This is a genomic window from Anabaena sp. CA = ATCC 33047 (genome assembly GCF_963870205.1).
Lineage (GTDB): Bacteria > Cyanobacteriota > Cyanobacteriia > Cyanobacteriales > Nostocaceae > Trichormus.
Genome location: NZ_CAWMSA010000067.1, coordinates 1 through 19,068 on the forward strand (window position 1 = coordinate 1; position 19,068 = coordinate 19,068).

A 19,068-nucleotide genomic window follows, 5' to 3' on the forward strand; every position below is an offset into this window, starting at 1 on the left:
TGACCAACATCAATGGCACACTCTACTTTGTGGCAGATGACGGTACTGGTGAGGAGTTGTGGAAGATAAACGGCCCTGGAGTTAACTCTTCACCCATAGTAGCCAATGCGATCGCTGACCAAACAGCCACCGCCAACTCCGTCTTTACCTTCCAATTTGCCAATAATGCCTTTAGTGATGTAGAGGACGGCACCAACCTCACCTACACCGCCACCCTAGCAGATGATAGTCCCTTACCCGCTTGGTTAACCTTTAACCCAGATACTCGCACCTTCTCTGGTGAAACCACAACAGCAGACACATACACCATCAAAGTTACAGCCACAGATACAGCCAATGCAACTGTCAGTGATGAGTTTGTCTTAACCTTCAAAAATCTCATTTCTGGCGCAACAGCAGACCGAGACATCCTCAGAGGCAGCAACAACGACGACATCATCAACGGTGGCGAAGGTAACGACTACCTGCTAGGAGGTGGAGGTAAAGACGACCTCGATGGCGGCACTGGTAATGACTACGTATTCGGTGGCGCAGGGGATGACATCATTAACGGTGGCGACGATGCCGGCTTTGACCTACTCTACGGCAACGAAGGTAATGACACCCTCGATGGTGGCGACGGTGACGACAACCTCGACGGTGGAACCGGTGATGATAGCCTTGTTGGTGGAACAGGTAATGATAACTATACTGTCGATAGTGTTGGCGACACCGTAGTTGAGAATGACGGTGAAGGCAGAGATAAAGTTAACTCTTTCATCGACTACACACTCGGAAATCACTTAGAAAATCTCACCCTCTTGGGTAACGCCGCTAATGGTATTGGTAACAGCCTCAATAACCACATCATTGGTAATAATGCGGTCAATACCTTAGACGGTGATTTGGGTGATGATTGGTTAATGGGTAAGGGCGGTAACGACACCCTGTATGGTGGTGATGGTAATGACCGACTTGACGGTGGTAGTGGTGATGATAGTCTGGTTGGTGGTGCTGATAATGATATCTACGAAGTCGATAGTGCAGGCGACACGATTGTTGAACTCGCCGATGAAGGTATTGATACAGTCATCTCTATCATCAATTTCTCTTTAGGTGATAACGTAGAAAACCTCACCTTGGTGAGAAATGCTATCATAGGTCTAGGTAATGAACTCGATAACCGCATCTTTGGTAACAATCAAAATAATGTCTTGGTTGGTTTAGAAGGTGATGATTTTCTCTCTGGGGGAGCAGGGGAAGATTTCTTGGTTGGTGGTATTGGTTATGATACCCTAGATGGTGGTCGTGGTGCAGATATCTTTGACTTGACTGGTTTTCTGGATGATGGTAGTTTTGATACTATCAAAGATTTCCGCGCCAGTGACGGTGATATTATCCAACTGTCTGCATCTGAGTTGGGTATCACCGCAGAAATGGTAGCTGCTAATAACTGGTTTACCTTGGGTACAAGTGCGACTGAAACAACTCACCGCTTTATCTACGATCAAACTACAGGCGGACTATTTTATGATGCTGATGGTAGTGGTGATACTGCACAGGTACAAGTTGGCTTGTTCTCCAATCGTGCGGTGTTAACTGCTGCTAGTTTTAATGTAGTCGCAGCAGTTGAGCCAGCCTAACATAGCATAGCACAACAAATAGATTCCTGATTGATGTTAGGATTCAGGAATCTAGGTAATTGCCCCTCGCACTAATATGACTGTGCTATCTATACCAGAGGCGATCGCTTCTGGTATATTGCCTTGTATAGCCTGTTGTAATAAGCCCTCACGGGATGCACCCAAAACCACTACATCAAATCCTTCATTTTCTACTAAATTAATCACACCCTCAGCTACAGAATCAGCTTGTACTGGTGTCGCTACTACTGTACTCGCTAATTGACGGCGACGCATCAGTTGACGGATAGCTTGTTCTATCACTTGCATATCCGGCTTAAATTCTAATGGTTTAAATACCCGCGTTAAACAAATCTGCGGATGTTCTCCCAAGGTGACTAATGCTGGTAACAATTTTATTGCAATTCTGGCATTGGGGCCGCCAGCCATTGGCACTAGCCAACGGTTGAATTGGGGACTGGGGACTGGGGACTGGGGACTAGGGACTGGGGACTGGGAACTGCTACCTAGTTTGACTAGGACTACATCACAGGTGGCTTGACGGATGATAGTATCTACTACGTTACCGAAAATCCGTCCGGGTGTGGATGTGTTACCTTTCCAGCCCATGAGAATTAAATCTATGTGACGTTCGTTGATGGTTTCTAGAATGGCTTGGGCTGTATCGTGGGCGACACGGATTTGGGTATGTATAGGGATGTGCCATTTTTTGGCTAAGGCTTCGGCTTGTCTTAATAGGCGGCGACTTTTGGCGGTTCTAACTGTGGTTTCTGAGGGGGAACTGTGGCGCGATACTAAGATAACTTGTACACATTCTAGTTCATAGTGGCGATCGCGGGCAATGGCGGCGGCCATTTGTAATAATGTGCCGGCGGTGTCGGGGTTGGCGACGGGAACTAATAATCTACCTCTGCCAATACTAGGCGATCGCGTCTGGTAAACTACATAAGAAGGTTCAGGCTGTGGCCCTGGGGTAGCGTTTTGACCATTCAGATGATCTGCTTCAGCCCGGATAATGTCTGCACGGGTAATAATTCCAATCAGTTTTTTTCCTTCTACCACTGGTAAGCGACTCAGTTGATATCTATCCAGTAAATACAACACGTTACTTAAGTTATGCAGAGGTGTTACCGTCATTGGGTTGGCGGTCATAATCTCTTTTAAAAAGGTATCCTTTTGTAAGTGGCGATTTTGGATTTTAGTTAAATCTGATTGAGTGACAATTCCTACAAGTTTATTATTTTCTACCACAGGAAAGCCACGATGATGAGAACTGGAAAAGGCTTGTGTGACTTCTTCGAGTGTGATGTCTGCGTCTAGGGTTTCTACCCGTTGCTGCATCACATCTTTAGCTGTTAATTTGTTTAACACGCCTTCTACAGACACTTCTTTAGTCAATGTGATGCCATTGAGTTGCAACAGCTTTTCATATAATGAACCAGGGAAGACTTTATCTGCGACTAAATAAGCCGTCACCGCCACAATCATCAAAGGTAACACCAGATTAAAATCTGTGGTCATTTCAAATATAATCACAATGGCGGTGATTGGTACTTTAGACACCGCACTAAAAAATCCGCCCATACCGGCTAAAGCATAGGTAATCGGCGCACCTTGAGCTAAAATCTGTTGAGAAAATACGCCTACCAAGTGACCCAAAACTGAACCTAAAATCAGACTGGGTGCAAATAACCCCCCAGGTGCGCCAGAACCCACAGCTACTAAGGTGAGGATAAATTGCGAAACAAAGGCGATCGCAGCTATGCTAGGATTAGCGTTACCAGTAATAATATATTCTCGTAAACCCGTATTATCTCGAAAAGATGCGGGCAAGAAAGAGACGACAAGTCCAGAAATTAACCCGGCTAAAGCCATCCTTAACGGTAAACTAATATGCAACCGTCGATAAAATTTGATACTAAAAATTATGCCTCGGTTAAATAACGCCCCTAGTACCCCAGCTAAAACACCCAACAGCAAAAAGAAGGGAATTTCTGGCAAGGAAAAGCGACTCGCATAGTAAATTAATTCAATATTTAAGTTAAAACTGCCACCACCCAACAACCGAGACACGACCCCACCAATAAACGCTGCAATAATGGCAGTTCCTAGCGTCAGACCTGATAAATCTTGCAGTAATTCCTCAATAATAAATAATACACCAGCCAGGGGAGCATTAAACGCTGCTGCCAAACCTGCCCCAGCACCCGCCGCAATCATTTGTCGGCGATGGTCGGGAGAAGTAGGAACTAAGCGACTCATTCCCGCCGCCAAAGCTGCCCCCACTTGTACAGTCGGCCCTTGTCTGCCCAAAGTCATCCCCGAACCGAGGGTAATAATAGCAGTGCATAGCTTCACCAATGCTACCCGCCAAGATAATTTAGTGGGAACATTTGCCAAAGTGGCTTTAACTTGGGGAATACCACTACCCGCCGCCTGTGGTGCTAACCTCTGCACCAACCAGCCAGCCAAAAATCCAAAACTTAGCCCGATTAGAGGTAGTGCCAGCCACGCGGGTAAAATATGGGAACTCTGAACGCGGAATGCACCCAGCCAACCTGACCCCATCTTCAAGCAGACGGCAGATAAGGCAGCCACTAACCCAATAATACAAGCTTCTGCGATCGCTAAACCCCTTCTCGGCTGTAACCAGCTACGCAATAGCATAAAAATAGTCAATTGTCAAGAGTTATTAGTCATTAGTTATTAGTCATTAGTCATTAGTTATTAGTCATTAGTCATGAGATTTTCTCCCCTACTTCCCCTACTTCCCCTGCTTCCTCCGCTCCCCTGCTCCCCTGCTCAAGAGCTTCTTAACGCTCTCTCCCGGTTGTAGATAGTCCTGCCACGATTAAAGATGGAGTGTAACAAGAGCCATTCCAATCAGCATCACTACCTAATTCTACTTCTTTGAGGGCGGTGTAGATATTACCTGCGACCATCGTATCTTTAATACGTCCGATTACTTCGCCTTTGCGGACGCGATAACCTAATTCAATGTTGATGGAAAAGTCGCCCGAAATACTACCACCGCCACCTAGCATCTGATCGACTATTAAACCATCATCCATTGTTTGAATTAACTCGTCTAGTGATGCTGTACCGGGCTGTATGAGGAAATTAAATAAACCTGGGGTGGGATAGCTTGCCAAACTAGGACGGAAACCATTCCCAGTTGTACCAGTACCTAACTTGCGTCCGGTGGTGCGATCGCAATAATAATGCTCTAAGATGCCATTGTTCACAAACACTAACGGAGAAGTAGGCGTACCCTCATCATCAAAAGGACAACTATAAGGCCCTGCTAGGGGATCTTGATAAAGCGTCAGACAAGAAGCCATAACTGGTTTACTGATGCGTTCAGCCCAAGGGGAGGCTGACTCTAACACCCGCTTACCATTTAAAGCAGCTTGGGCTGTTCCCCAAAGCATATCAGCTGCTTTAGAAGTAAATAATACCGGCAGGCGACCGTTAGGAGATGGGACATTTTCCTTCGCCCACATCAATCTTTGTAAGATTTGCTGGGCTAATTTTTCCGGTTCGAGAATATGACGCTGAGTTTGTCCATCGGAAACACTCAAAAAATCATCACCCCGTACCCACTCGGCTGACATATAACAACTCAGAGTAGTATCGGTGTAATGACAATCTAAACCTTGACTATTGACAATTCTGGTAATTTCTGTATCACATTCCCAGTCACTATTACAGACGACATCGGGGTAAGCATCACGGATAATCGCGATCGCTTCTTTGCCCCAATTTACCAAAACTTCTACAGGTACTGCTGCACCCAAGTCTGGGTAAGCTGGCTGAGAATTGCTGACTAATTCCAAAACTTCTGGTTGATTAAGATAGCTCAAAGCGATCGCTTTTTCTACCATTGCTTGTGGTTCTACAGAACCATAAGCTACCGTAAGTCCTGGACGGCCATTGCGCCATAGCCGCAGTACAGTGCCTTCAGATTGACTGGTTTCTAACTGCTTGAGTCGATTAGCCTCAAAAAACACTGGACGAGAAAACGTGAGCGACTGATACACCTCAGCTGCTTCTGCTCCCGATTTGATAGCTAACTCCAGCAGATATTCTGCTAGTGTATCCTGTGACAAATTTTCAGAACCCATGACATCGGTAAATTATGGATTTTGGATTTTGAACCGCCGAGCAACGCAGATCATTATCCCAAATATTGGGGACTGGGGATTGGAAGGGATTGGAAGGGACTGGAAGAGACTGGGGACTGGGAAATAATTTCTTCCTCCGCTCCCCCTGCTCTTCCTGCTCCCCCTGCTCCCCCTGCTCCGAAAGCACCGAAAGCACCCCTACATCCCTGTTAAGGCAAATTAATCTCTTGCAACAGCCAAAATCCAGCGAAAGCTTCCGCTTGGGGATCGGATTGCACACCCAGAAAATGCACACCATTGGCTTGTTGTTTGGTGGCTTCAAATCCTTTAGCTTCGGCTAAGGTGGTGGAATTTTTGATATTGGCTAAAATCCAACTTTCTGTAGAACCTGTTTCTAAAACTAATCTGGTTCCTTGATTGGAATCAACCCGCAAAAATGCCAACTCTAAACCAGACATCCAGCCAGCTACAGGTAAGGCTCTGGGTGAAAACATTAATACCCCAGGAATGCGGGTTTCCGGGGATAACTGCGCCAACTCTAGGGGAAAGGCTTCCTTAAAACCAATGTCCCATTCTGGCATTTCTGCTAACTCTGCCGCCGACAAGGAGACAAATACCCATTTTTGCCCTTCTAAAGCATCGGGTAATCTTTGCGGCAAGGGATTGTCTAACCGCACTGAGGGATTTGTCCCACCTTGATAGCCAGGCTCTTGCGGATAAACCTCGCTCATACGCTGATCTAACCATTGATTTAGTACCAATGTCCGACGACTGGGTAAGGCAGGAATACCCAAATCTTGGCAAGCTTTGGTAATCATATTGTTCATTTGACGGCGGAAAAAGCGAATTTTGATTGGTGCTTCTCCGGCTTGATCGATTGCTTCCTGTAACGCTGTGCGTAACCAAACAGAGTTTACCTGTGTACTAGGACAATATTTTGCATAGCGAAATAAAGAATCTAAGTTTGTGCGGATATCTGAGGGACTTTCACAGACTAAGACTTCCCAAACTTTTTTTTGATTTTCGTCCAAAATCGGACGCGAGTAAAAATCTATTTCCCAAATACTGCCCATGTTGTGCCGTAAAAATCTGGCGATTTGATATTTTGCTTATACTTTCACTCTACCCCTTCGGGGAATTCAAAAGTCAAAATTAGTTAGTCATTAGTCATTAGTCATTAGTCATTAGTCGTTAGTTTCTCTCCCCCTGCCTCAAGAGCCTCCCTAGTCCCTAGGTTCATAATACCGGCAACCCTGACAAGGGCCACTGGGGTTGATAGCACAACGGAGATAGCCAGAACGAGCATTAAATTTACAACTGATGTCACCAATTAAGAAGCCTACCCCTTCTAGATAATAGCGATCGCCTTCTATTGGTCTGAAATTTTGCCTGATTCTACCCCTAGAGGCATTGATGGCGGCTTGTATTAACCGGGAACGTGTCCTTAAGCGGGTTTTACGAATTACCCACAGGGAAATCAGGGACGGTAACAAACCGATGGTAATTACCAAAAGTGTTTTTAACACCTTGTCTCAACCTCTTTTATATGCCGAGCGATCGTCCTGTTTGCTTTCTCCAGTCTTGTGTTTAACTAGGACACAGTGACTATACTTCCACAGTAAACCAATCTCGGATCTTGCTGTATGGATTCTTCTTTAGTCATTAGTCATTAGTAAAAGTTCTTCTCCCCTGCTCCTAAAGAGTCCCCAATACCCAGTCATTCTTTCCGAAAAATTTTAATCCTGCTTTGGAGCTAAAGGTATCTTGTTGAGAGGTTTTTGATGAGATTACTGAAGCAACGACTGCAATTTTGGCAATTTGTACCGTCGCCAAATGTTGCTGAAAAATTAGCACAGCCATACAATCTTTCACCTTTGGAACAACGAGTGGTAGAGGAGATGAACAAAGTTCGCACAAATCCCCGCACGTATCTGCCAATCTTAGAAAATTATCGTCGGTGCTTTCAGGGTGATCAAGTCAAACTTGCTGAGTTCATGTATTTGCAAACCCAAGAAGGGGTAACAGCAGTTGATGAGGCGATCGCTTTTCTCCAATCAACCCATGCTGTAGGATCATTAACTATCTCTCAAGGTCTATCTTTAGCAGCTAAAGATCATGTTAAAGACCAAGGCTTAACAGGTGCCACAGGTCATCATGGTAGCGATGGGAGCAACCCCTTCACTCGTATGAGTCGCTACGGTAAATGGTTAATTACGGCAGGCGAAAACATCAGCTACGGTTCTCACACTGCCCGAGATATAGTCATGCAATTAATTATCGATGATGGAGTGCGATCGCGCGGTCATCGCACCAATATTTTTAACCCAGCTTTTCAGGTGACAGGAGTAGCTTTTGGTATTCACCCCACTTACAGACAAATCTGTGTAATTACCTATGCTGGAGGATACAGCACCTAGTCTATAAGTTACAGACAAATTTGATTAATGCTCTGTGGTATGGGGATGATGCTTGTTCCCAATCATCTGCTATGGTTGTGTAGTTAACCCGTGTAGCTGATTCAAAGCTTCCTAGTCGTACTGCACGAAAAAAACGAGTTTGGCAATTCGTTTGTACTCGTGCATACCCACTATCGGGATTAATCAAGTCATAGGTTAATATGTTGCCATTCTTTTCGATGCCATTCACGTTAATATACGCAGGTTCATCGAATTCACCTTGATCTGCCAATTTTGTCCCTGGAACTTCTCGCCAAGCCGGATTCTTGATTTCTCCCATCTCCGCTTTTGCTGGTATCGGGAGAAATAAAACAGCCATGAATAAAAATCCAGACATCAAACTTGATGCACTGATCACCTGAGTAGGCTTCTTCATCAGAAGTATAGAGGTTACTTAATGTTGCGGGTTTTCACCTGATTCACTGTAATTATATCACAAAAATGATTCGGTTTCTTCTGATTCAGCGTGAGCAATTGTTAGTAACTGTTAGCTTTTCGGCTACTGTTCATTAACCTCTGATGGGTTTGAAAATAAATTCGTATAATCGTTGTGTCTGTGGTCTGCTAGCTATAAGAAATTCTTACTTCAGCAGCACCAATATTACTCAGCACCTAACCACAATGCCTGATAGTTATACGAAAGCTGCTAATCTCAAAGTTGACATTCAAGGTCAAGGATTTCCGATTCTGGCATTACACGGTCATCCTGGTTGTGGTCGGAGTCTTTCAGTTTTTACTAATCACTTATCAAAACGTTATCAAACTTTTGCTCCTGATTTACGTGGATACGGCAAAAGTCGCTTTCAGGGGAATTTTGCCATGCAGGAGCATTTAACCGACTTAGAAGCCCTTTTAGACCGTTTCCAGATAGAAAAATGTTTGCTATTGGGATGGTCGTTAGGTGGTATTCTGGCGATGGAGTTGGCGTTGCGTCTACCACAACGGGTGACGGGTTTAATTTTGGTAGCGACAGCTGCTAGACCCCGTGGGAATCATCCTCCAATTACTTGGCAGGATAATTTATATACGGGTGTGGCGGGGCTGTTGAATTATATTAAACCTAGCTGGCGTTGGAATATCGAAACTTTTGGCAAGCGATCGCTATTTCGTCATCTGATCCAACAACACACACCTACAGCCTATAGTTATATTGCCCAAGAAGCAGTACCAGCCTACTTACGAACTTCCCCGGCTGCTACTCGCGCTCTTTACAATGCCCTGCGTTTAGGATATAACCGACTCCCAGACCTAGAGCTAATTAATTGTCCTAGTCTGGTGATGGCTGGTGGTCAAGACCGCCATATTACTGCTGAGTCAAGTTTAGAAACTGCTCAACATCTCAAATATAGTCAGTGGCGATGCTACCCTCACACCGCCCATCTGTTTCCCTGGGAAATACCCCAGCAGGTATTAAGCGATATTGACCATTGGTTAGCCAAGCACCCCCAGGTAATTGTTAGTCAGTAGTTCACAGTCCCATAACTAATGACTAATGACTAATCACCAATGACTAATTATTGCCTCACTTAAATCTGACCGCTAAAGGCAGGCGTTACTTTGCGGTCAAAAATTTCCCCCAGGTCATCAGCAATGGTCAAATTATCTGGCTTGCAACGTTTGACATTGACTACTATTCCTTGCGCTCCTTCCGCTTCTAAATCTTCTACATAGCCTTTGATTTCGATTTTGGCTTCAGTAGAACTGAGATATGGCCCAAAGTAGTAGGTACAACGGGGGTTTTGAGTTTCAATCTCTATCCACCAAGCCAAGCCGAATACACTGAGCGTATTAATTCCAGTTTCCTTCAGGTTATGCCAAATTGTTGTCATGGTTGCCGCCATTTGATCAAAGTGGTACTGAATGTTTGATTAGTTGTGCTGTTTGTTCTCGTTACATTTCTTTATACTCTTTTACTCGTGATTTTCAAAGAGGTTTTTGTAACTTATCTAGGTATAAAGTGTTTAAAGCACGTTGCCGGAAAATCTCATAGAGTGCCATACCAGCTGCAACTGAGGCATTCAGGCTAGGGGTTTTACCTAGGAGTGGAATTGAAACCAACACATCACAGGAACGCTGTGTCAACATACTCAGACCTTCGCCTTCTGAACCGATGACCAAGGCAATTGGCCCACGGAAGCTAACGGTGTGTAAGGGTTCGCTGCCATCTGCCGCCGTGCCGTAAATCCAAAAGCCGGCTTGTTTCAAGTCTTCTAAGGAACGGCTGAGGTTGACTACTCTGGCTACGGGGAAGTTTTCTAATGCACCTGCGGCTACTTTGACAACGGTGGAAGTAATGCCTGATGCCCGTCTTTGGGGAATGACTAAGCCTTGCGCGCCGATGGCTTCGGCTGTGCGAATGATTGCCCCTAAATTATGCGGGTCAGTGATCCCATCAGCTACGACAATTACGGGATCGGTGAGTGACTTAGCTTGCTCAATTAAGTCATGTAACTCTATGTAGCTGTAGGGCGCAATTTGGGCGGCGATGCCTTGGTGATTGGCTTGGTCTGTGATTTGGTCTAGACGCTTCGGTTCTACTTCGTCTATGACTGTGCCGTTTTCTTTCGCCCGTAGCACTAAGTTGTGAAACCTGGGATCGTAGCGCAGACGGGGGGTAATCCAGATCCGATTCAGATTGCGCTGATTTTCTAAGGCTGTCAAGACTGGATGACGACCATAGATAATGTCGCTATCTTCTGCGGGTGTTGGTGATGGAGACGCAACCGCAAATTGACGGCGTGGACGTGGGGGATGAGAGACAGAGTTACTTTCGCCATGTTTGGCATGACGAACCGGATTAGGCAATACTCGCTTGCCTTTGATTTTTAGGGCTGGACGGGGTTTTGGTTGGCCAGCAGTTTTGATTTTTTTAGCTTTATTAGTCATAAAAGAAAGTTTTGGGGATATCGCATGGGTAAACAGCCCAATTTCTGAACTTACTGAACCTCAACGTCTTGATTTTCCGATCATGGAGATAAAAGCTTTTAATTATTTCTCTAGATGGATTTTTTGCAACAATTCGGTTAAGCGTGGGAAATCGGTGAGATACAGGTAGCCGATTAAAGTTTCTAAACTTGTCGCCTGTTGATATATTTCGGGGTTAACCCGCTTCGGTCGTCCTGTGGCGGCGTTACGGCCACGACGGACAATTTCTAATTCGTGTGAGAGCAAGTAAGGAGTTAGCGATCGCAAATGTAGCGCCTGGGTTTCTGCTCTTACCTGTGCCACTACCAATCTATGATAAGCTTCTGGCTTCTGTGGTGGTAGCAGGTAATACATTCTAACATACAACTCATAAATTGCATCGCCTACATAAGCTAAAGCCGCAGGGGAAAGTTGCTGTATATGCGCCGGAGAAATTGCTTGTCTAAGTTGTGCTGTATTAGCCAAGAGTGATTGATGCCAAGACAGACCTATCAGGGGATCTTCATCTTGTTTTTCTAATAACTCTTCCTCCTGTGAATTCACCTGTTAAATATTCCTTAATGTGCTACATTTGGGAGGCATCTTTAAAAGTGACATTGATTGTTTTGAACTATGCTGTGTTTTTATACCCAGCATAATTAACACTATCAGAATTATTTCCTAAATTTTATCTTTTTGATTGTCAGTGAGTCTGAAAAAATTCTTTATTTATTTAAAATACTCTGTCCACAAAGTATAGTTTTACCATATTTCCAGATTTATTGGTGGCTTTCACCTCTCCCCAGGGAGAGGTTTTTGCCAGCCTTGGTGTCAAGTTAAGCTATGCCGAGCCAAAATTCAGATAGCTTAATGGTTCAATTTGGTCAAGCTCTCAAGATGACTTGATGTTTTCTAGAGCTGCGTCAACAGAGGTTTGCAGTGAGAGAAACTTCTCTAAGCGCACAAGCTTGACTGTTTGAGTTACACGGGCGTTGGTGACGATTTGCAAGGTTCCGTTGGCAGTTTGAGCTTGCTTGGCTAGCTGCACCAAAGCTCCCAAACCAGAGCTATCAACAAAGTCAATTTGTGAAAGATCCAAAATAATATGCTTTGGGCCTTCTTCAATTTTTGTGCTGAGAACCTTGCGGAATGTCGGTTCAGAAAAGGCATCTAACAAACCTGTGAGGCGGAATAGCTGACAATTATCCCGTGCTTCACGAGTACCTCTCAGGCTGACGGTTAGATTCAGTGGTTCAGCAATAATTCCCTCCTCGTGGTAAACAGTAAACGCTCAAGTATAGATGGTTTTTAGGTCTGTTGTCTACAGCCTGTTGGGGTAGTGGGGATTGGGGATTGGGGATTGGGGATTGGGGATTGGGGATTGGGTAAAGAAAATCTTTGTCCCTTTCACCTTTGATCTTTTAGGCTTTCCTCATCCCTAGTCAAGAGTCCCTAGTCCCTAGTCAATAGTCCCCAGTCAAGAGTCCCTGATCCCTTATCCTTTTTTAACTCACTTCGGCGATATTTGCTTGACGAGCGGTGCGCATGGCTTGGACGAACTGCTCAAACAAGTAATCAGCGTCGTGAGGGCCGGGACTGGCTTCTGGGTGGTACTGCACTGAGAATATGGGTAGGGATTTGTGCCTTAACCCAGCGACGGTGCGATCGTTTAAGTTGAGGTGGCTAATTTCCACAACTGTATCCGGTAAGGAATCGGGATTGATCGCGAAGCTGTGGTTTTGGCTGGTAATCTCTACCTTTTGTTGTAAACCCGCCGGCTGATTTAAACCACGATGGCCAAATTTCAGCTTAAAGGTTTCTGCTCCCAGGGCGTGACCCAGAATTTGGTGACCCATACAAATGCCAAAGATCGGTTTTTGGCTTTGTAGTAGGGCTTGAGCCGTAGCAATACCTTCAGTCACTGCGGCTGGGTCGCCAGGCCCGTTGGAAAGGAAGATACCATCTGGATTGTATTTGAGAATTTCTGCTGGTGGTGTATCGGCAGGTACAACAATTACTCGACAACCATAACTAGCCAAGCGGCGTAAAATATTGCGTTTTACACCAAAGTCTAAGGCGACGACAGTTAAGGTTTCCTGATGATTATTTGCCGTAGCTTCCAAGTTGAATTCCCAAGTGGGGATGGTAGGCTCTGACCATTCGTAAACTTCGGGGGTGGTGACTTCCCGGACTAAATTCAAGCCTGCCATGCTGGGAGCTGCTAGTACCTGCTCTAACAACTCTGCTTCATCTAAGATTTCTGTAGAGATACCCCCGTTCATCGCTCCATACATCCGAATTTTCCGGGTGAGGGCGCGGGTATCTATGCCGTAAATCCCTGGTATTTGGTGTTGTTGCAGGTAGTCTGGTAAGGATTGTACTGCTCGCCAGTTACTCGGTTGATGACAAATATTGCGGGCGATCGCACCTTTTACTTGTGGTTTGGTCGATTCTTCGTCTTCTGGATTCACGCCGGTGTTCCCCAATTCCGGATAGGTGAACACGACTATTTGACCGCAATAACTAGGGTCGGTCAAAACTTCTTGATATCCAGTCATCCCAGTGTTAAAAACTACTTCGCCAATGGTGGTTCCCGTCGCACCGAAAGACCAACCACGGTAAGCAGTTCCATCTGCTAAGACAAGTAGAGCAGGTATTGCGTCAGACAGGGGCATAGGCGATGCAATAAAAAGGTTTAAGGTTTAGGATTGGGGATTGGGGTTTGGGTACTGGGGATTGGGTATGAGCAAAAATTTTGGCTTTTGGATTTGCATTTCTATATTAAACTTCAATCCAAAATCTCAAATCTAAAAATTCCTAGTCTCTAACCCCAATTCTCTTGTACCTTGTTATCAATGAGCAGTCTTTATTCCCCAAGTTAGTCAATACTGCGAGTGTTAATTATCCCATGAGTTCGCCAGCTTACGGCTTGGTCAGGTAATTAATTAAAAATTAAAATTGAGTCAGAGGATTTTAATCTATAAGGGGAAACGGTGGCAGGAGTGGTGATACAGTCCCAGGGACAGTTTAAATCAAAATTAATTATGCTTCAGCCCTTTTTTTCTCGTGCAACCCTAATTTTTCTTTCTGGTACTATTGCGATTGTAAATGTAGGATGTACTTCCGGTAAACCAAAGACAGCTATTTTGCGTAATCAAGAGTCTGTGGTGACTGATGATGTAGCCGCAGTGAATTTTCCGGTTGAACCTACAAAACCACCAGAAATCCCAGTTTTAACAAACCAGTCATCGCCAATAGAACCCAGTGCGTTTGAACAGGGACTAGATAAAGCCGCAGGTGCCACAAGTATTAGTCAATCGGCTCAATCGCCAGATGATTGGTATTTGGTGGCGAGTCAGTATCAGGATGCGATCGCGCTGATGCAAAAAGTAGAACGGCAAAGTCCAGAGTTTGCGATCGCTCAAACCAAAATTTCGCAATACAATCGGCAGATGAAGTCCGCTATCCAGCAAGCTAATGCTGCGGCGCGTCCATTACCTCCATCGGTAGCTGTACCATCTCCACCGGAAAGACTGGCGGTGGTGCGTCCCTCCTCTCCTCCCCCAGTAACGTCAACGTCTAACTCTAGTATTACTATTCCTGTCCCCCCACCCGGCACTACAGAATTACCCCCACAAACCAACTCTTTTCCTTTATCCGCCGCTATCACTCCTGAAAAAGTCTATATCGCCCCGATTAGACGAAGAGTTGGCGGTACGCCTGTAGTTTCTGTGACTTTTAATGGTCAACAGCAATTTGACATGATTGTGGATACGGGAGCGAGTGGAACTGTAATTACTCAAACAATGGCGAGTGCTTTAGGAGTTGTGCCAGTGGGCAAGGCTAAAGCTAACACGGCTAGTTCTAAGGCTGTCGAATTTGCGATTGGGTATGTGGATTCTATGAGTTTAGCAGGGGTGAGAGTGAATCGTGTACCTGTGGCGATCGCTGGGGCAGAACTGGAAACAGGGCTACTGGGACATGATTTTTTTGGTAATTATGATGTCACCATTAGACGCAATGTGGTAGAGTTCCGCCCCCAATCCCACGCCGAGGCTAACTCTGAAGGAATTCCACTAACTGTTCCAACTTTGTCCAGGCAGTACCAGTCTGTAGGATATCCTTAGCTACTTTCACACCTTGGGCATGATCTAACAATGGAATCACACCCGCTACCTGTAGGGCTAAGGAAGCATTTAAGGCTACAGCATCTTGTTGTGCTTGCGTACCTTTACCTTGTAACACCGCTTTTAAAATCACCGCATTTTCTTGGACATCCCCACCTTTGAGGGCTGTAATGGGTGCAGGTGTGACACCCACTTCCTGGGGATTGACTGTAGCTAACTTGACCTCACCGCCAGATAACACTGCCAAGTCTGTTATATCACCCAACCCTGCTTCGTCAAGTTTTTCTCGTCCGTGGAGAACTATCGCCTTTTCCTTACCTAAATTATCTAAAGCTTGAGCCACAGTTTCTAGAAGTTTCGGTGTAAATAAGCCTACCACCTGCCCAGTCGGACGCAGGGGATTTACTAAGGGGCCAAGTAAATTAAACACCGTGCGAATTCTTAAACTCCGGCGTAATTGTGCCACAGCTTTCAGCGCAGGATGCCAACCAGGAGCAAATAAGAATGTGATCCCGACTTCATGCAGTGCAGCTTGGACTTTTTCACTAGCCGCACCCAAATTTACACCTAACGCTTCTAAAACATCAGCACTACCCGTTAAACTCGATGCGGAACGATTACCATGTTTGGCGACAGGTACACCATAAGCAGCCACCACAAACGCCACGGCTGTAGAAATGTTGAAAGTTGAAGAACCATCCCCACCTGTGCCACAGGTATCGATGATAGTGCTAAGTTTGGGTGCAGTTGTCCCAGTCCCCGATTTTGATTGAGATTGGAGAACTTCAGCCATCCCGGTTAACTCGTCGGCGGAAATGCCTTTAAAGTTGAGTGCTGTTAAGATTGCGCCAGATAACTCCGGGGGGACGGCTTCACTCAGCCAACCTTGCATTAATTCCGCCGCTTGGGCGCGACTGAGGGATTCACCATCGATTAACTGTTGTAGGAGTAAAGACCAACTAATTGAGGATTCTGGTGAGGTGTTAGCAGGAGCAGTGGTCATATTAAATTGATAATGTTAGGGATAATTACATGAACATCATTAAATATAAAATGATTATGGGATAGATCCCCGACTTCTTTAAGAAGTCGGGGATTTGAGTATTAATTTTTTTTATATTGAATTTCATAGTTATTAATGAATAATTCTTTACCCTTATTTGCCCGTCCTTGCTTATAGTTATTCATCCCATATTGTAATTCCCAGGCGTAGATATTCGCCCATTTAAAGTTTTCTCTAATTATTGGTGAATCATCGTAAGTAATTAACCATTGATGAGGGCATTTTTGTAAAACGTCCGTAAATCTCTGATGGTCAAAAGATGTATGTAAATTGCCGTCTTTACCATATAATTTAGATTTAGTAGCACTAACATAAGGCGGGTCTAAAAATAAAAATACATTTTCACCTGCTGCGGTCACTAATTTGCTATAATCCAAGTTAGTGATTTGAATATCTGGAGTTAAAATATTTGCTAACTTTTCCAAACGTTCTATAGAAGAATAAGTAAAACGTTTATGAAAAGCTTCTTGAGAAAATCCCCCTGATTCTACAGTACCGCTAAAAGTAATTCTGTTGAGGACAAAAAAGCGTACTGCTCTTTCTAAATCAGACAGTTGATTAACATCTACACTGGTTAATTCTGTAAATAAGATTTTACCATCTGTATATTTATCTTTAATATGACGGACTTCAGCAACTAGCCGAGATATATCAGACTGAGCGATTTTCCAAAACAGAAATAACTCTTGATTTAAATCATTAATCCAAAACTTCAGATGGGGGAATTTTTGCTTTAAGTAAATAAAGACTGAACCACCACCGATAAATGGTTCACGAAATTCAGTAAAATTTTCTGGTAGATGTTCAACTATTTGATTAATTGCTTTTGACTTACCGCCAGGATATCTAAGAGGGCTTTTGAGCATCAGTTTACAAATATTCAAATAATTCTATAATGTATATTATTTTATCGGTGGTTAAAGAGTTGTTATGTCTCGTTCTGCTCCCTACCAACCTTTGTGGTTACGTATTCTGCATGGCGTAAGTGGAATATTAGCGATCGCCGCCATCATTACCGGATTTTTAGTTTACAATACCTTCGATGGGAGATTTGGCAAAATAGTCTTACCCAGAGTTAATGATATTCAGGGTATTCACGGTACTTTTGCATTATTCTTTCTGCTAATATTACCAGCTTTCGCTTTTTATAGTTTTCATGCTGGGCAAAAACGTCTTCTGCAAGCACAAACTTTACAAAACTTAACTCAACTAGGTAAACCAATATGGTGGGTTAGCTTGCAGAGAATTGCTAATACATTGATGCTGTTAGCCTCGGTGTTAGCCGTCATTTCTGGCAGAATGATGAAAGAAGAATGGCTACCCCTCGGAGAGTTAAATCATATCTGGTACTACCTGCATTTGACAGCTTGGATGGTGATGATTTGTTGTTTAGCAATTCACCTATTAATGTCTGCTAAAGTGGGTGGTGCGCCTTTATTAATCTCGATGTTTTTGTTAAAGTTACGCCCTGATGATAGCCCTAGTCATTGGTTAAATCGGTTAGGTAATTGGTGGAGTAATTTAACTGGTAATTTGGGAACAGAAATTCATAATTGGCAGCAAAATTATATACTTTTAAAAACTCTGGAAATAATAGTGGTGCTGGGAATTATTGCGGCGTTTATTTTACCTGTATTTTCTGCGGGTGCATCTTAACTATCAAACTACCAAGGTAATTTACTTCCATCCCATGATAAAAATGTTGATGACAGAAGCCAAATCTTAACTACTCCATCTGTAATTGATACAGACGTAAACCTTTTTTAGCATTCAAATCAAACTTCAAGCCAACTTCCATCCCAGTAGTTGTTTGTAAATCATTAACTGGATTATCATTAACATGAAGGCTCTTGATAGTAACCAAATAGCAACAAGATGTATCTTCACTTACTAGGAAAAGTTGGTTTCCAACTGATAATTTAATTTCCGCAACTTTTGCAACTCCAGCATTAGCCCTCTTGAACCACCCAATAATTGTGCCTACTTCTCGAATCTTACCTATTAATTTTTTGCGTTTAATAACCTGGTAAGTGACTAATTCAGCAAGTGCTTCACATAAAGCATCTATAAAGTCGCATAATTCTAATAATGCACTAGCACCTAGAACATCATCAGGCACACCGTGTGCTGCATCGTTACGATAGCTAATAAATTCATTAAGTTCCCCTTCCGCAGTATTTTGGTTTCCTCTAATCTCTTCTAAAAAATGTTTGATGGCTCTATGTTTTTCTACCCATACCCAAGCGTTTGATATTCCAGCATTAGCAAACAATCTTTCTAGAGTTTCCCTGCGTAAGTTCTGTTCATGAATAAGAAACGCATCTGGCAGTAATTCATACTCTTTTTCACCAGTATTTCCATAAAATAAACCTTGCATAACTTTCTCAGAAGTGAGATGTTCATATCGGCTTTTATTCAATTCCACCAGTAATCTTCCCACTCCCACCCGATGAGTATTTCTGATTGTTTCTTCCAAATCTGAATAGCATGGATATAATTCTGGTAAAAGTATTAACCAATCACTAATTAATTCTTCTACAAAACGCTCATAAATTGCATATAATCGCGTTACTACAGCACAATGGTCGTAAATTCTCCACTCTCTTGCTTTCGGTATATCTTGCAGCAGGTTATTGAGGATTAAGTCTGCTTCTTCGCTTGTTTCTGTTTTTATTACAGCACCCGAAGCAAACGAAATTTCCATCAGCCTATTATTAGTTTTAATAATGGAACTAACAGTAGCAATATTAACTTTAACTGTCATTAGAATAT

The 19,068-nt window shown here is 43.8% G+C and carries 18 protein-coding genes; 5 read left to right on the forward strand and 13 right to left on the reverse strand.

All coding sequences use genetic code 11. From position 1 onward, the window contains the following. Window positions 1-1,622, forward strand: a 1,622-nt coding sequence (locus tag AACS98_RS19670) for a putative Ig domain-containing protein (RefSeq protein ID WP_197480216.1), incomplete at its 5' end; no start/stop codon positions are given. A gap of 51 nt (window positions 1,623-1,673) precedes the next feature. On the opposite strand, the gene AACS98_RS19675 is transcribed toward AACS98_RS19670, so the two are convergent. From AACS98_RS19675 to AACS98_RS19690, 4 genes are all read right to left on the reverse strand, one after another. Continuing rightward, window positions 1,674-4,289, reverse strand: a complete 2,616-nt coding sequence (locus tag AACS98_RS19675; RefSeq protein WP_066382976.1) for a chloride channel protein — start codon at window positions 4,287-4,289, stop codon at window positions 1,674-1,676. 146 nt (window positions 4,290-4,435) lie between these two features. Beyond that, entirely contained in the window at window positions 4,436-5,746 is a 1,311-nt protein-coding gene (locus AACS98_RS19680; protein ID WP_066382977.1) for a TldD/PmbA family protein, read from the reverse strand. A gap of 209 nt (window positions 5,747-5,955) precedes the next feature. Beyond that, window positions 5,956-6,819, reverse strand: coding sequence for a Tab2/Atab2 family RNA-binding protein (locus tag AACS98_RS19685; protein ID WP_066382981.1), 864 nt, complete (start codon window positions 6,817-6,819; stop codon window positions 5,956-5,958). A gap of 150 nt (window positions 6,820-6,969) precedes the next feature. After that, entirely contained in the window at window positions 6,970-7,272 is a 303-nt protein-coding gene (locus AACS98_RS19690; RefSeq protein ID WP_066382983.1) for a DUF6464 family protein, read from the reverse strand. A gap of 255 nt (window positions 7,273-7,527) precedes the next feature. On the opposite strand from AACS98_RS19690, the gene AACS98_RS19695 reads away from it, so the two are divergent. Beyond that, on the forward strand, window positions 7,528-8,163 hold the full coding sequence (locus AACS98_RS19695; RefSeq protein WP_066382984.1) for a CAP domain-containing protein: 636 nt from the start codon (window positions 7,528-7,530) through the stop codon (window positions 8,161-8,163). 1 nt (window position 8,164) lies between these two features. Here AACS98_RS19695 and AACS98_RS19700 read toward each other — a convergent pair whose 3' ends face one another. Next, complete coding sequence (locus AACS98_RS19700) at window positions 8,165-8,578, reverse strand: hypothetical protein (RefSeq protein WP_156481706.1); 414 nt, start codon at window positions 8,576-8,578, stop codon at window positions 8,165-8,167. A 245-nt stretch (window positions 8,579-8,823) separates the two neighbouring features. Between AACS98_RS19700 and AACS98_RS19705 the strand changes: the two genes are divergently transcribed. Then, window positions 8,824-9,669, forward strand: coding sequence for an alpha/beta fold hydrolase (locus AACS98_RS19705; protein WP_066382988.1), 846 nt, complete (start codon window positions 8,824-8,826; stop codon window positions 9,667-9,669). 59 nt (window positions 9,670-9,728) lie between these two features. On the opposite strand, the gene AACS98_RS19710 is transcribed toward AACS98_RS19705, so the two are convergent. From AACS98_RS19710 to carA, 5 genes are all read right to left on the reverse strand, one after another. Further along, a complete protein-coding gene (locus AACS98_RS19710; protein ID WP_066383281.1) occupies window positions 9,729-10,031 on the reverse strand; it encodes a DUF1816 domain-containing protein in 303 nt (100 codons plus the stop codon). A 94-nt stretch (window positions 10,032-10,125) separates the two neighbouring features. Next, on the reverse strand, window positions 10,126-11,088 hold the full coding sequence (gene rlmB, locus AACS98_RS19715) for a 23S rRNA (guanosine(2251)-2'-O)-methyltransferase RlmB (RefSeq protein ID WP_066382989.1): 963 nt from the start codon (window positions 11,086-11,088) through the stop codon (window positions 10,126-10,128). Window positions 11,089-11,190: 102 nt separating this feature from the next. Next, the gene (locus tag AACS98_RS19720) at window positions 11,191-11,670 is read right to left on the reverse strand and encodes a Mini-ribonuclease 3 (RefSeq protein ID WP_066382990.1); all 480 of its coding nucleotides are present in this window, start codon (window positions 11,668-11,670) and stop codon (window positions 11,191-11,193) included. Window positions 11,671-11,998: 328 nt separating this feature from the next. Then, window positions 11,999-12,370 (reverse strand): STAS domain-containing protein, encoded by a 372-nt coding sequence (locus AACS98_RS19725; RefSeq protein WP_082803820.1) that lies wholly within the window; start codon window positions 12,368-12,370, stop codon window positions 11,999-12,001. 241 nt (window positions 12,371-12,611) lie between these two features. Further along, on the reverse strand, window positions 12,612-13,781 hold the full coding sequence (gene carA, locus AACS98_RS19730) for a glutamine-hydrolyzing carbamoyl-phosphate synthase small subunit (protein WP_066382993.1): 1,170 nt from the start codon (window positions 13,779-13,781) through the stop codon (window positions 12,612-12,614). A gap of 369 nt (window positions 13,782-14,150) precedes the next feature. On the opposite strand from carA, the gene AACS98_RS19735 reads away from it, so the two are divergent. Next, on the forward strand, window positions 14,151-15,233 hold the full coding sequence (locus AACS98_RS19735) for a retropepsin-like aspartic protease family protein (RefSeq protein ID WP_066383282.1): 1,083 nt from the start codon (window positions 14,151-14,153) through the stop codon (window positions 15,231-15,233). Here AACS98_RS19735 and trpD read toward each other — a convergent pair. Both trpD and AACS98_RS19745 read right to left on the reverse strand, forming a co-directional pair. Further along, window positions 15,163-16,236, reverse strand: coding sequence for an anthranilate phosphoribosyltransferase (gene trpD / locus AACS98_RS19740; RefSeq protein WP_066382994.1), 1,074 nt, complete (start codon window positions 16,234-16,236; stop codon window positions 15,163-15,165). The two genes, AACS98_RS19735 and trpD, sit on opposite strands and share 71 nt — an antisense overlap. 101 nt (window positions 16,237-16,337) lie before the next feature. Beyond that, window positions 16,338-17,162 carry a DNA adenine methylase gene (locus AACS98_RS19745; protein WP_066382996.1) on the reverse strand — a complete coding sequence of 275 codons (825 nt, stop codon included), beginning with the start codon at window positions 17,160-17,162 and terminating at the stop codon, window positions 16,338-16,340. A 64-nt stretch (window positions 17,163-17,226) separates the two neighbouring features. Here AACS98_RS19745 and AACS98_RS19750 point away from each other — a divergent pair, with 64 nt between their 5' ends. Beyond that, the gene (locus tag AACS98_RS19750) at window positions 17,227-17,952 is read left to right on the forward strand and encodes a cytochrome b/b6 domain-containing protein (RefSeq protein ID WP_066382998.1); all 726 of its coding nucleotides are present in this window, start codon (window positions 17,227-17,229) and stop codon (window positions 17,950-17,952) included. A 70-nt stretch (window positions 17,953-18,022) separates the two neighbouring features. Here AACS98_RS19750 and AACS98_RS19755 read toward each other — a convergent pair whose 3' ends face one another. After that, window positions 18,023-19,060, reverse strand: a complete 1,038-nt coding sequence (locus AACS98_RS19755; RefSeq protein ID WP_231867054.1) for an MAE_28990/MAE_18760 family HEPN-like nuclease — start codon at window positions 19,058-19,060, stop codon at window positions 18,023-18,025. Between the last annotated feature and the right edge of the window lie 8 nt (window positions 19,061-19,068).

Excerpts from the sequence above, each read along its gene's own strand:
- AACS98_RS19675 (WP_066382976.1), bottom strand. The coding sequence starts at position 4,289 with ATGCTATTGCGTAGCTGGTTACAGCCGAGAAGGGGTTTAGCGATCGCA.
- AACS98_RS19735 (WP_066383282.1), top strand. The coding sequence starts at position 14,151 with ATGCTTCAGCCCTTTTTTTCTCGTGCAACCCTAATTTTTCTTTCTGGT.
- trpD (WP_066382994.1), bottom strand. The coding sequence starts at position 16,236 with ATGACCACTGCTCCTGCTAACACCTCACCAGAATCCTCAATTAGTTGG.
- AACS98_RS19700 (WP_156481706.1), bottom strand. The coding sequence starts at position 8,578 with ATGAAGAAGCCTACTCAGGTGATCAGTGCATCAAGTTTGATGTCTGGA.
- rlmB (WP_066382989.1), bottom strand. The coding sequence starts at position 11,088 with ATGACTAATAAAGCTAAAAAAATCAAAACTGCTGGCCAACCAAAACCC.
- AACS98_RS19685 (WP_066382981.1), bottom strand. The coding sequence starts at position 6,819 with ATGGGCAGTATTTGGGAAATAGATTTTTACTCGCGTCCGATTTTGGAC.
- AACS98_RS19705 (WP_066382988.1), top strand. The coding sequence starts at position 8,824 with ATGCCTGATAGTTATACGAAAGCTGCTAATCTCAAAGTTGACATTCAA.
- AACS98_RS19695 (WP_066382984.1), top strand. The coding sequence starts at position 7,528 with ATGAGATTACTGAAGCAACGACTGCAATTTTGGCAATTTGTACCGTCG.
- AACS98_RS19710 (WP_066383281.1), bottom strand. The coding sequence starts at position 10,031 with ATGACAACAATTTGGCATAACCTGAAGGAAACTGGAATTAATACGCTC.
- carA (WP_066382993.1), bottom strand. The coding sequence starts at position 13,781 with ATGCCCCTGTCTGACGCAATACCTGCTCTACTTGTCTTAGCAGATGGA.
- AACS98_RS19755 (WP_231867054.1), bottom strand. The coding sequence starts at position 19,060 with ATGACAGTTAAAGTTAATATTGCTACTGTTAGTTCCATTATTAAAACT.
- AACS98_RS19745 (WP_066382996.1), bottom strand. The coding sequence starts at position 17,162 with ATGCTCAAAAGCCCTCTTAGATATCCTGGCGGTAAGTCAAAAGCAATT.
- AACS98_RS19680 (WP_066382977.1), bottom strand. The coding sequence starts at position 5,746 with ATGGGTTCTGAAAATTTGTCACAGGATACACTAGCAGAATATCTGCTG.
- AACS98_RS19750 (WP_066382998.1), top strand. The coding sequence starts at position 17,227 with ATGTCTCGTTCTGCTCCCTACCAACCTTTGTGGTTACGTATTCTGCAT.